At 44.0% G+C, this 12,010-nt stretch carries 11 protein-coding genes; 5 read left to right on the forward strand and 6 right to left on the reverse strand.

What is annotated here, in order from left to right:
* The first annotated feature begins 90 nt into the window (after positions 1-90).
* Positions 91-2,142, forward strand: a complete 2,052-nt coding sequence (locus tag AABK40_RS13300; RefSeq protein WP_338397266.1) for an alpha-amylase family glycosyl hydrolase — start codon at positions 91-93, stop codon at positions 2,140-2,142.
* Positions 2,143-2,165: 23 nt separating this feature from the next.
* On the opposite strand, the gene AABK40_RS13305 is transcribed toward AABK40_RS13300, so the two are convergent.
* Complete coding sequence (locus tag AABK40_RS13305; RefSeq protein ID WP_332919512.1) at positions 2,166-2,597, reverse strand: hypothetical protein; 432 nt, start codon at positions 2,595-2,597, stop codon at positions 2,166-2,168.
* A 191-nt stretch (positions 2,598-2,788) separates the two neighbouring features.
* Between AABK40_RS13305 and AABK40_RS13310 the strand changes: the two genes are divergently transcribed.
* Entirely contained in the window at positions 2,789-3,226 is a 438-nt protein-coding gene (locus AABK40_RS13310; protein WP_332919511.1) for a hypothetical protein, read from the forward strand.
* 7 nt (positions 3,227-3,233) lie between these two features.
* On the opposite strand, the gene AABK40_RS13315 is transcribed toward AABK40_RS13310, so the two are convergent.
* Together AABK40_RS13315 and AABK40_RS13320 are read right to left on the reverse strand one after the other, a co-directional pair.
* Positions 3,234-4,301: an imelysin family protein gene (locus tag AABK40_RS13315; RefSeq protein ID WP_338397267.1), complete on the reverse strand. Its 1,068-nt coding sequence runs from the start codon at positions 4,299-4,301 to the stop codon at positions 3,234-3,236.
* Between the two features lie 268 nt (positions 4,302-4,569).
* On the reverse strand, positions 4,570-7,020 hold the full coding sequence (locus AABK40_RS13320) for a TonB-dependent receptor domain-containing protein (protein WP_338397268.1): 2,451 nt from the start codon (positions 7,018-7,020) through the stop codon (positions 4,570-4,572).
* Between the two features lie 223 nt (positions 7,021-7,243).
* On the opposite strand from AABK40_RS13320, the gene AABK40_RS13325 reads away from it, so the two are divergent.
* The 3 genes from AABK40_RS13325 to AABK40_RS13335 all read left to right on the forward strand — a co-directional run bounded on the left by AABK40_RS13325 (position 7,244) and on the right by AABK40_RS13335 (position 9,505).
* On the forward strand, positions 7,244-8,380 hold the full coding sequence (locus AABK40_RS13325; protein WP_338397269.1) for a Na/Pi symporter: 1,137 nt from the start codon (positions 7,244-7,246) through the stop codon (positions 8,378-8,380).
* A gap of 86 nt (positions 8,381-8,466) precedes the next feature.
* Positions 8,467-9,021: a hypothetical protein gene (locus AABK40_RS13330; protein ID WP_332919507.1), complete on the forward strand. Its 555-nt coding sequence runs from the start codon at positions 8,467-8,469 to the stop codon at positions 9,019-9,021.
* Between the two features lie 97 nt (positions 9,022-9,118).
* Entirely contained in the window at positions 9,119-9,505 is a 387-nt protein-coding gene (locus tag AABK40_RS13335) for a hypothetical protein (protein ID WP_338397270.1), read from the forward strand.
* Between the two features lie 163 nt (positions 9,506-9,668).
* Here AABK40_RS13335 and AABK40_RS13340 read toward each other — a convergent pair whose 3' ends face one another.
* From AABK40_RS13340 to AABK40_RS13350, 3 genes are all read right to left on the reverse strand, one after another.
* Complete coding sequence (locus AABK40_RS13340) at positions 9,669-10,823, reverse strand: iron-containing alcohol dehydrogenase (protein WP_332919505.1); 1,155 nt, start codon at positions 10,821-10,823, stop codon at positions 9,669-9,671.
* Positions 10,824-11,043: 220 nt separating this feature from the next.
* Positions 11,044-11,382: an arsenate reductase (glutaredoxin) gene (gene arsC, locus AABK40_RS13345; RefSeq protein ID WP_338397271.1), complete on the reverse strand. Its 339-nt coding sequence runs from the start codon at positions 11,380-11,382 to the stop codon at positions 11,044-11,046.
* A 21-nt stretch (positions 11,383-11,403) separates the two neighbouring features.
* A complete protein-coding gene (locus AABK40_RS13350; protein ID WP_332919503.1) occupies positions 11,404-11,928 on the reverse strand; it encodes an adenine phosphoribosyltransferase in 525 nt (174 codons plus the stop codon).
* Between the last annotated feature and the right edge of the window lie 82 nt (positions 11,929-12,010).

Genomic DNA, 12,010 nt, shown 5'->3' on the forward strand with positions numbered 1-12,010 from the left:
CATTATAAATTGGGAGTGATCGGTCATGTATAATTCATCAAACCTCACTGACCATCATTCTTTTTCACCCGCTCATATTAGCTTTTTACTATGTCAAAAACAGCGTTGAAATTACCTCAACTGGTTCAGGACGACCAATGGTTAGCCCCTTACACAGACGAAATTAACCGAAGAATTGAGTCATTTATCTCAGCCAAAAAGGAAATTGAATCCCTTGCAGATAGCCTCACGGCCTTTGCAGGCGCCTACAAAGAAATGGGGCTGCAGCTCGATAAAAAGAAAAAAAGATGGACTTACCGTGAGTGGGCTCCAAAAGCGCAGGAGCTACACCTTATCGGGGATTTCAATCAGTGGGACCGCAACAGTCACCCACTGACCAAAGGAACCGATGGCATCTGGGAGATCAGTCTTCCGCAGGAAGCCATTCAGGAAGGATCATTGATTAAGGTTCAGGTGAAAGGCGACAACGGCACTTTGGACCGTATCCCTGCTTACATTAATTTGGTACAGCAGGATCCTGAAACCCATGGATATTCTGGCGTGGCTTATAAAGCGCCTTCTTTCCGATGGACCGATAAAAAATTCTCCTCCGCAGCACAAAAAGCCAGCCCGATTATCTATGAAGGGCATATCGGTATGGGTTGCGAGGAAGCGAAGGTAGGTACTTACCGTGAATTTGCGGACGATGTGCTGCCGCGCATCAAAAAACTTGGCTACAATACCATTCAGTTGATGGCCATCGCCGAACATCCTTATTATGGCTCCTTCGGCTACCATGTATCGAATTTCTTCGCGCCTTCGTGTCGTTTTGGGACACCCGAAGATTTCAAATATTTAGTCAACAAAGCCCATAAACTGGACCTGGCGATTATCATTGACCTGGTACACTCACACGCGGTAAAAAATCTCGGCGAAGGGCTTAACAAGCTTGATGGTTCCGACGATCAGTACTTTCACCCTGGAGGCAGGGGAGAGCACAGCGCCTGGGATTCCATGCTTTTCAATTACGGCAAAAAAGAAGTACAACAATTTTTGCTTTCCAATGTCCGCTACTGGATGGAGGAGTATCATGTGGACGGCTACCGCTTCGATGGCGTAACCTCCCTGATGTACTTGCACCACGGCGACAATATTTCCTTTGATCACTATGATAAATATTTCCTCGATCAGGTAGACTGGGATGCGCTGACCTATTTACAACTGGCCAATGCGCTGATCCACGAACTCAACCCTGAGGCCATTTCTATTGCTGAAGACATGAGTGGTATGCCTGGCCTTTGCCGACCAATTCTTGATGGAGGCCTTGGCTTTGATTTCCGCCTGCAAATGGGCATCCCTGATTTCTGGATTAAATACCTGAAGCACAAAAAAGACGAGGAATGGAATATTCATGAACTTTGGAGTGTGATGACCAACCGCAGAGCCAACGAGCGTTCTATTGCCTATGCGGAATCTCATGACCAAGCCATTGTTGGTGACAAAACAGTTGCTTTTTGGCTGATGGACAAAGAGATGTACTGGCACATGAGCAAAGACAGCGACAATTTGGTGATTGATCGCGGTATTGCTCTGCATAAAATGATCCGTATTTTCACCATGGCACTGGGTGGCGAGGGTTATCTGAACTTTATGGGAAATGAGTTTGGTCACCCAGAATGGATTGACTTCCCTCGTGAAGGAAATGACTGGAGCTACCAGCATGCCCGCCGGCAATGGAGCCTTGCCGATGCTGATTTCCTGAAGTACCACTTCCTGAAAGATTTTGACAAGGCGATGGTCAAGACTTTAAGCCAGCACCATACGCTTCAGGCCAATGGGGCTTCTCAGCTAAATATGGATGATACCAACAATACCATCATATTCCAGCGCGGAGAGCTGATTTTTGCTTTCAACTTCCACCCAACCAATGCTATTCCAGATTACAAGTTCTGGGTACCTGCAGAAGGGGAGTATGAGTGCATTCTTTCTTCAGACAGTGCCGACTTTGGGGGCTTTGACCGTGTGGACACCTCGATGACCTATCACACCGATGAAGACCAGAAGCTGAGTATTTACATGACCAACAGAACCTGCCTGGTATTTAAGAAAAAGAAAAAAAAGAAGGCTTCTACCAAAGCCCAAAAGAGAAATACTAAAAAATAAAAAAAATGCCTGACGCAAAAACGTCAGGCATTTTTTTGATCCGCTCCCGTACTTCGGATCACTTTACGAAAATTTCGTATGCTTTTCCTCACCCGTAACTCCTGGTCAATATAAAAGACATAATCAATGTCAGAGCCTTTCTCATTAAAGCGCCATGCACTGCCGTCACGGCCTTTATCAGACTTCAGGCTGATTTTCTCCCGCTTACTGACCCAGCCTTTTCCTGGCGTAAGCACATCATATTTGACACTGTAACTTCCTTCATGAACATGATAAGTGTGCCCCAGCTGAACAACCGAGGAATCACCTATAATATCCGTTTTGAGGTTCCGGATATTCAGATATTGGCTGTCTGCTAAAAAAGTTACTGTTACTTCCCCTGCCGTGCCAGGATGCCCCTTATAGGTCAGCCCTACCAACAAAAGCATGGAAGCGATGATCAAATATTTCTTCATTCTATAAATCCGTATTACGTCAATATCAAATCCTATAAAACAAAGAATATGCCATATTAATAATTAGCGCAATATAGCCGCTGTAATGATATAATTTATCTTTAAATGGTACAACAACTACTTATTTGATGAAATTTTAATTACAAAAAGATAAAATAGGAGTTAGTAAATTAGAAGCAATCAACGCTGTTATGCTAAACTACCGCCAACAAAAAAGTTACAAGTTTGAAACGGAGAAATACCGTGACGGCTTAAATCAGGTTATTTTTTACTATGATCAATGGATTGAAGCCCTGCGCTCTTATGTCGCCAATAAAAACGAGTCGCCTACCCGTTTAGAGGAATTAATTTATGATGAGCGATTCCCACAGTGGCTTGATCAACAGCTTATTCCTGCATATCCCAATTACCCCATTATTCATACTTTGCTTGTTCAGCAAGAGGAGATCAAATCCAATGTGAAGCTTTTGATTGAAAGTAAAAGCAATGGCGACTCCCAACTGCAAATTATTCGGCACTATCAGCAATGCGCCAACGACCTTCAGTTTGGTATTGAAACCATCGAATTAGTAAGAAAGCAAATCGCCAACCCAACGATGGTGAGTCAGCGAAGATCGGGAAAAATTTAAAAGGCCGTTAATTCTTAGCCTCCACAGCAGAAATCTCCACGCCTATCACTTTTGGCAGAGAACGAGTGAGCACCTCCATATCAGCCAATGCACGCTGCAACGCCCGCATTTGGTTAGGGTATAACCTGATTGCCTGCTCCATATCTTTAAGTTGCACCTGATCAAAAACAGCATCAACAAGCTGCACTTGCTCATGAAGCTCCTCGAGTTCTTGCTTGCCCTCCAACAGTGCCTCCAGGCCTTTAAAGTGTAATTGCTCTTCTCCTACACTTATTGATCCGTCCCACAGCCCCTTCCAGAAAACCCACTGCAATCGGAGTGCCCGTAATGACTCTCCTGAGTAGGCACCCTGAATAAGCTCAAAATTCACCTGATCGCCATTGTTTATTCCTAACGGCAAGGCGAGACGCTTGCCATTCATCAAATCAATCGTTTTTATGGCAGAACTGACCAACATCGGTACCGCTTCCCCTGCTTCCACTCCTGTATTGCTGGTAAACTGGCCTTTGTAATCGTTCCATAACTGATCGTACTTTACGCCAATGTCTTCCATGGCCTTCACTTTATCTATTAATGCCATTCGGAAGGCCGCAGAGCTTCGGATCAACTGTAACGTCTCGTCGTTATCTTTAGCAAAAATCATGTATTCCACAGCCATCAAGCCCACCTCTTCTGCCACTTTATAGCGACCATTAGCTGCGGGCAGTATCCCTTCAGGGTTAATAGGGTATTTACCGATCAGTTCAGAAAGCATCAACTGTTCAGCAGGACCAAAATGCAGTAGCGAAATTGCCTGCCAGGTAAAATAGGCCTGTTTCCATGCCAGGCGCATGGTATTTAAAGCCTGCAAGCTCTGTGATCTCAAAAGGTCTTGGGTGGCGATATCAAGTGTGCGCATATCCTGTCTGAAGGTTTTGGCATTGGGAACAGCAAGGGTATCTGCCACTTCCTGAGCGAGCTGTTCGAAAAGTTCGACATCATGGGTCGGCCGATGATCTTTAAAATCAACGGATTCACATGATAAGCTCAAAAACACAATCGGACTAATTGCAATAATCAATAACAATCTTCTCATCTTTCTTTCTGATGTTTACACCCTTAGTTTCTCAAAAACAAAATACAGTCACCGTTTTCCCCTTCAAATGCCCTTGAAAGCATCCATAAAAAGTACAGCAGAGATGAAATTTACATGAAGAAACAATTTTATTTGGCGAAACCCCAATAAATAACTTATAAAAATAAAAAGTCAGCTATTCTATTGACTGAATAACTGACTTTTCGATAAGGGATTCTATTACTAAATAATCCTCATTAATAGCGGTATTAATTGCCTTAAATCTTACTTATTTCCAGCGAAATTTCACCCCAAGCACCACTGACGTCGGCATGTTCGGTCTTAATCCGTCAGGTCTACGGCTTACCAAATAAGTTTGATTCATAATATTATTCCAATTCCCGTAAATCTCTACTTTGGCATGAGGATAATAACGCACACTGAGGTCCATGGTGAAGATATTATCAGTGCCTTCTCCTGCAGGAATCTCTCCAATGCCTGCAACGGTTCTCATAGCCGCCTGATATTTGGCAACGGTGTTCACGGCAAATTTTGGTGCGGCAAAACCAGCACCCAGCGCCCATTGGTGAGGAGCTACATAAGGTAGGAAATCTCCTTTTTCAACATCGCCCCATGGTTCAAATTCAGAAGCAAAAGTGTTTTGGAAATTGGCCACAGTATAGCTGTAAGAAAAATTAACAGGAAGCTGGTACTTTGTTGTTCTGCCATAGAGCAAATTACCATTGGCCTCCAACTCTACTCCCTTTGAATGAACACGCCCACCATTGAACATATCTCCTGATCCAGCGCCACCGCTACCTTCATTATCGCTGGTCAGCAGGTTTTGGTAATCATTGAAATAATAAGTCGCTGAAGCGCTCCACATCGGTCTGTTGGTACGCAAGCCCACCTCATAGTTAACACTTTCCTCAGGATTGGTCTCCTCTTTAGAGCCAGGAGGAGAGAAGCCCTTGTGCACACCTGCAAAAGTTGCCCAATACTGCCCAATACCATACTCAACACCTACACCAGGTAATATTACACTCACTTGATTCGACTTTTCTGAAAGGTCTTTGCCTGTACGGTCTGGATCATCAGCACCGTAATCATTCCTAACCTGATAAATGGACTCGTAGCGTACGCCAGGAATCACCGACAAGGCCCCGTATTCCATGCTGTACTGAAGGTAAGTGGCAAAAGCATAGGCATTTTCCAGGCGGTTATTACCGCTGCCAACACCCTGAACACCTGCAGTTGTTTTGGTCATTTCCATATTGGTCATGCTGTATTTATCTGACCACTGAAAACGATCCATGCCATCTTCATGATATCTGAAACCTACCTCAGGCATATGCTTGAATTTTCCAGTATTGAATACAGCGTTGATACGCGTCTGTACTCCTTGAGAGTAATAGGCCCTGTTATTCGCCTTCACTTCGAGCCCATCGGCAGGCACTTCTGTAGCGCCTGTCATGTAGCCGTACTCTGTTGGATAAGCCGAAGGGTCGTCAAGGATTTTACCAATACTTACCCCGCCCACTTTGCTGAGTTTGTACCAGTTCCGAGCGAAATCGGTACGGTAAACCGAAGTTACAACGGACATAAAATCTGTAGGCTCAATGACATGCTGCAAGGAGTAAATTTTTTGCTCAGAAGTCATTTCATCCTTCTGAGAGGCAATATATCGCTGATAAGGGTCCAATTGAAAATCCTCCTCAGTAAGCCCGAGGTACGTTTCCTGGGATGTTTCCTTATTGTAGCCCACTTTAAATTGCAAAGACTGAAATACCTTCGCATCTGCTTTGGTATTTAGCTGCCCTTTAATCATATAATCCTGTTTAGCAAAACCAGTATTGTCGTTATTCGGCAGTGTTTTGAATCCATCTGCAAACTGCTGAAATGTTTCTACCAAAATTCCGTACTGCTCGCCAGAAGTTCCCGCATAAACATGGGCATTTTTTTGTCCGTAACTTCCTGCGTTAAGGTCTACCAAAGCCGTTGTTGATTGTGGGATCGCTGTAGAAACCAAATTCAGAGCCCCCCCAGTAGTATTTGGGCCATATTTTATCTGGCTGGCACCTTTTAGAATCTCAAAGGCTTCCATACGTCCTGCGGAAGGAAAGTAATAAGCTGCAGGAGCCACATACGGCGCTGGAGCAATCAAAATCCCGTCTTCCATCAGTGTTACCTTGGAGCTACGCTCAGAGCCTGTACCTCTGATCCCCACATTAGGGCGAAGTCCCCATCCGTCTTCCTGAACCAGGTTCATTCCTGGAACAAAAGCCAACACACTATTAACATCCCGATAGTTAAAAACCGCCAACTCCTCAGGAGAGATGTAATGATTAGCACCTGGTATCGCCTCAATTCCGGCACCAGAGCGTGTCAAAGACCCACCATTAATCGTTACATTTTCAAGGTCTGTTACCGCAGGTTTCAGTACAATTCGGTAATGATAGGATTTTCCATTCTTAACCATTACCTGAATGCGGTTTTCTGAAAAGCCAACTGATCGGCTCACCAACACTGTTTTTCCCGAAGGCACATGATCAATGATGAATTTTCCTTCAGCATCGGTAACTGCACCAGCAGTTGTTCCTTCAATGCCAATTGTTACCCCTTCGAGTGTTTGCTGTTGATGGCTTAAAACCTGACCAGAGATTTTCCCCTGCGCCATAGCCACTTGGCTCATAGCAAAAAATGCCAGTACAAAAGTTAAATAGGTGTAGATGTTTTTCATAATGAATTAAGCGTAATTAGAATCTCATTACAAGAATAAATCTTATTTAGACTAATTACAAATTAAGATTAAAAAATATAACGCCTTTCTTTTCTACCACTGAATTATTAACCAAAGGTCACAGCAGGCATGAATTATTTAACAATCATTTTACATTAGAGATGACCGCTAACACAAAATGGTTTATAAATTTGCAGTCCCTATAAAATAAGGGGACCACTTAATGAAAGAAAATTTGACATCATATAGCGAACCAGTATCCTCTCCGGTAGATCAACCTAACCGAAGGAAAAACCTGTTTAAGGGTATTATTTCATTTGCGCTGACATTACTTTTATTCGCCTTTTCGCTTGAATTGATGGTGAAGGCATTGGCTTTGGTAGGCTCGCGGGCAACAGATATGATGCTGACCTATGAGCTTGGCCCATTTGTCGGGCTGTTTGTCGGGTTGCTTTGCACGGCTATTCTTCAGAGTAGTTCCACCGTTACGGCGGCATTGGTAGCTGTGGTGGCCTCGGGCAGTATTTCACTGGCCAATGCGGTTCCCATTATTCTTGGAGCAAATATTGGGACCACACTTACCAGTACGCTGGTCTCCTTTGGGTTTATCAGTGACCGAAAAACTTTTCAGCGGGCGATTTCCTCAGCATCCATGCACGATTTCTTCAATATTTTCACGGTGCTGATCGTCCTTCCGCTTGAATATTTCTTCCAGATATACACCCATACGGCAACCGCACTGGCACAATATATCCCGATCATCAATTTGGATAATCTCTTTTCTGCCAAATGGCTCTCGTTGGACCCATTGGTTTTTTGGCTCGTTAATATCATCAATAACGGTACAGTAGTGGTGGTGATCTCCATGGTATTACTTTTTGCGTCTATCAAGTTGTTGGCAAAAATTATCTACCGCTATTTGGATTATGAACTGAAAAGTACTTTTGAAAGCCTCTTTCAAACCGAGTGGAAAGCACTGAGTACGGGCACTTTGCTCACCATGCTGGTGCAATCGTCCTCCCTGACCACTTCGCTCATTGTACCCCTTTCAGCTACCCGAAAGGTGCAACTCAGCAAGGCATTTCCGTTTATTATTGGCTGTAATTTAGGAACAACCATTACGGCATTGGTGGTGGGAATTTTTATGTCGCCAACAGCTCTGGCCATTGGCATTGTTCACTTCCTGTTTAACCTGACTGGCGTAGTGATGCTGATGCCATTCCGAAAAATACGCCACAGCATTGTTTCGCTGTGTATTTGGCTGGGCATCATGACGGTAAAATACCGAGTGATCGGCTTGCTGTATTTGATCGGCATGTTCTTCATTACCCCATTTTTACTCATTTATTTCAGTCAATAGCCTTTTTTATTGCGGTTTGGAATCAAAATATTTTCAGATCCAAACAGATTTGATTTTATTGCTTGTTGAAAGGAATTTAACACATTATGATTGATAAGCATTTTTTTTACCGCATTGTATTACTCATTGGTATTCTGACTGCCGGACTGGGCACGGCTGACTGCTTTGCACAGTATGGTTATGGTGGCTACGGAGGGTATGGTGGCTATGGTTACGGTGGTGGCATGAATCGCCAGCGTTTACCCCAAGCAGGAGAGGGCACCAAGCCAAAAGAGCCAACGGCTTCTGAGCTTGCTGAAAAGGCTACGGCACAAATGAAAAAGGACCTGAAATTAAGTCTGGATCAAGAGCTGAATATAAACGTTCTGAATCATGATCATTACGACAAAATTTTTAAGATGCGTGCAGAAGCGATGGCGGGCACGGCTGACCCTCAGGACTTAAAAGATGAATACAAGGCACTTCAGGAAAACTACAAAACAAAAGTAGAAGGCCTGCTTAATGAAAAGCAACTTGAACGCTGGAAAAATGGCGGCAAGAAAAAGAAGAAGCACAAAAAGAAGAAAAAGAAAAAACACGATAAACAGCAAAAGGAGGAGGCAAGCCAGCAAGAGGACGCCACTACAACACCTGCTGAATAAAAATCTTAAGACATCGTTCATTAATTTGGGCGATGTTTTTTTTGGTCTGAATTAAACCCTGCACCGAAGTTTTCATCCTACTGATAAAAATAACGTGATGAAAAAACACCTCATATTCATTGGACTGACAATCGCTTTGCTGGGCTATCAGCCTGCTGCGGCACAACAACAATCTCAGCGCACTCCTCAGGAACAGGCGCAACAGTTAACAAATAAAATGACTGAAAGATATGATTTATCCGAGGCGCAATCGGCGCAGGCACTGCCAGTCAATGAGGCCTTTGTCGGTAATATGCGAAGGCTGAAAGAGACGTCTGGCGACGACCAGGAAAGTCGGAGAAAATCGGGACGGGCATACCGTCAGGCTTACCACCAACAGATGAAAGAAATCTTGACACCTGAACAATTTGAGCGATGGAAGGCCGACCAGAAGGCACGAATGGCCAAGCGGCGTGCGCAAAAACAAGCTCCCGCCAACCCATAAATACATTGGCTAAAATTAATGCCCACAGAAAGCCCCCTATTTTCATTAAATAGGGGGCTGCTGTATAATACGTACTGATATCAATTACAGACGGCACTGAAAGGTTCTCTGATTTTCACGATCACAAGACCGCTTTTCACCCTCAGTCTGTTATGCACTCCAATCAATAAGCCGCTTCATATATACCGATCGCATCTTCGAGGGCAACTTCTTTGGGGTTTCCGCCCGTACAGACATCTGCCAAAGCGTTGATGGCCATTTTTTCGAAGTCATCCTTTTTTACCCCCAATGCTTCAAGGCCTGAAGGAATCCCAACTGCGGTGGATAATTTTGCGATGGCTTCCAGTGCGGCATCGGCCGCCTCGGCGGTACTCATTGCAGAAATATCAACGCCCATTGCCTGGGCTATTTTACCGAATTTCTCTGGACAGGCACTAATATTGAATCGTTCCACATGCGGCAGAAGAATCGCATTACATACCCCGTGTGGTAAATCATATTCGCCTCCCAGCTGATGAGCCGCAGAATGTACAAATCCCAGACCACAGTTAGAAAATGACTGCCCAGCGATAAATTGCGCCCAGGCCATTTTACTTCTCGCCTCAAGGTTTGCACCATCTTTCACAGCCGTTTCCAAACTTTCACTAATCAAACGAATGGCATACAGCGCCAGCTCATCCGACCACGGGAAAGCGCCTTTGGTAACATAAGCCTCAATGGCATGGGTAAGGGCGTCCATACCCGTAGCAGCGGTAAGCGCCGCGGGCTTGTTGATCATGAGCGTTGGGTCGTTAACGGCAATAGACACCAAGCAATTTTTATCGACCATCACCATTTTCACCTTGCGCTTCTCATCGGTAATCACATAATTGATCGTTACCTCACTGGCTGTTCCAGCGGTAGTGTTTATCGCCGCAGTAGGCACCGCAGGGTGTTTCGACATGTGAATGCCTTCGTAATCCCGAATGTCACCACCGTTCGTCGCCAGAATACCAATCGCCTTACCACAATCCTGTGGAGAGCCACCGCCAATTGTCAATATAAAGTCACAATGCTGTTGTGTAAAAACCGCTAAACCATCCTCCACATTTTTACATGTTGGATTAGGCTGCACCTGATCAAAAATTGTAAAATCAATCTGGCCTTCAGTCATTTTATCCGTTACGGCAGCCACCATACCCAATTCATTCAAAACCCTGTCGGTAACAACAAGGACTTTTCTGAACCCTCTTTCCTTGATTTCCTCCACTAAATCTTCTGTAACATGTGGGCCTACCAAACTCAAGGGTGGCAAATAAATTCTTCTTTTCTCAAGCATATCAAAAAATATTAAATACAGCCGAATGTAGAAGATCGCAGTTATAATTCTGTTGGGATCAAAGAATGAATACTTGCCATTTATGATTTCAAATAAAATAGATTTTTACTTCATGACAATTGTCATTCCTCAATAAATCAAAAGTTATGAATCACGAAAAACCCCCTCTTTTAATAAAAAAAGCCTGCCGAAAAGGGCAGGCTTTCAATCTGTTTATGACTTACAAAAGTTCGAGTACTTTTTCTGGTGGACGACCGATTACAGCGGTTTTATCTGTAATAACTATCGGCCTTTCGATCAGCTTGGGGTAGGTTACCATCGCTTCAATCCAGGCTTCTTCCGACAACTCTTTACCTTTAAATTTTTCTTTAAAAATGGCCTCTCCTTTGCGGATCAGCGATGATGCCGGTATTTGAAGCAAAGCCAAGATTTCCTTCAATTCCGCTGCGGTAGGAGGTGTTTTTAAATATTCAACGATTTCTACCGCTTGTTCTTTTTCCTCAATCAGTGCCAAAGTCTGGCGCGACTTGCTGCATCGTGGGTTATGAAAAATTTTCATGGGTTGTACTTGAATTAAAAATTAATACTTGATCATCGCGTAAACATCTTCAGCAGATGACAAACGAGCTGTACCATCGAGGAAAGCAAGCTCTATCAGGAAATTGACCAACACACTTTTAGCACCAACCTCCTGCACTAATTCCAAAGCAGCCAAAGCTGTTCCTCCTGTTGCCAACAGATCGTCGTGCACCAATACCACATCGTTCTCCCCAATAGCATCTTTATGCATCTCGATCGTGTCTTCGCCATATTCAAGGGCATAAGACTTCTGAATGGTATCCGCAGGTAACTTTCCTGGTTTGCGAATCATAACGAAACCCGCTCCCAGACGAGCCGCCAAAGCGGGACCAATAATAAAGCCCCTCGACTCAATTCCTGCGACCTTCGTGATGCCTTTATCTTTATAATATTCATAAAGGTGATCGATCATAAAAGACAATGCCTTGGGATCCTTTAGCGCCGTGGTGATGTCCTTAAACTGAATGCCCGGCTTCGGGAAGTCAGGTACATTCCTAATCACTGACTTTACATACTCAATATTCATAACAGTAACTTCTTCTTTTTACTTTCTGAAAGACAAAAGCCAAGTGATAGATGCCATGCCCTCAAAAAATTAATACCTTTGC

Origin of the sequence: Persicobacter psychrovividus (assembly GCF_036492425.1) — a bacterium.
Classification (GTDB): Bacteria; Bacteroidota; Bacteroidia; order Cytophagales; family Cyclobacteriaceae; genus Persicobacter; species Persicobacter psychrovividus.

What these genes read in the sequence shown, in the direction of transcription:
- AABK40_RS13350 (WP_332919503.1), bottom strand. Translation starts at nt 11,928, where the DNA reads ATGAATATTGAGTATGTAAAGTCAGTGATTAGGAATGTACCTGACTTC.
- arsC (WP_338397271.1), bottom strand. Translation starts at nt 11,382, where the DNA reads ATGAAAATTTTTCATAACCCACGATGCAGCAAGTCGCGCCAGACTTTG.
- AABK40_RS13315 (WP_338397267.1), bottom strand. Translation starts at nt 4,301, where the DNA reads ATGAGAAGATTGTTATTGATTATTGCAATTAGTCCGATTGTGTTTTTG.
- AABK40_RS13305 (WP_332919512.1), bottom strand. Translation starts at nt 2,597, where the DNA reads ATGAAGAAATATTTGATCATCGCTTCCATGCTTTTGTTGGTAGGGCTG.
- AABK40_RS13300 (WP_338397266.1), top strand. Translation starts at nt 91, where the DNA reads ATGTCAAAAACAGCGTTGAAATTACCTCAACTGGTTCAGGACGACCAA.
- AABK40_RS13310 (WP_332919511.1), top strand. Translation starts at nt 2,789, where the DNA reads ATGCTAAACTACCGCCAACAAAAAAGTTACAAGTTTGAAACGGAGAAA.
- AABK40_RS13320 (WP_338397268.1), bottom strand. Translation starts at nt 7,020, where the DNA reads ATGAAAAACATCTACACCTATTTAACTTTTGTACTGGCATTTTTTGCT.
- AABK40_RS13335 (WP_338397270.1), top strand. Translation starts at nt 9,119, where the DNA reads ATGAAAAAACACCTCATATTCATTGGACTGACAATCGCTTTGCTGGGC.
- AABK40_RS13325 (WP_338397269.1), top strand. Translation starts at nt 7,244, where the DNA reads ATGAAAGAAAATTTGACATCATATAGCGAACCAGTATCCTCTCCGGTA.
- AABK40_RS13330 (WP_332919507.1), top strand. Translation starts at nt 8,467, where the DNA reads ATGATTGATAAGCATTTTTTTTACCGCATTGTATTACTCATTGGTATT.
- AABK40_RS13340 (WP_332919505.1), bottom strand. Translation starts at nt 10,823, where the DNA reads ATGCTTGAGAAAAGAAGAATTTATTTGCCACCCTTGAGTTTGGTAGGC.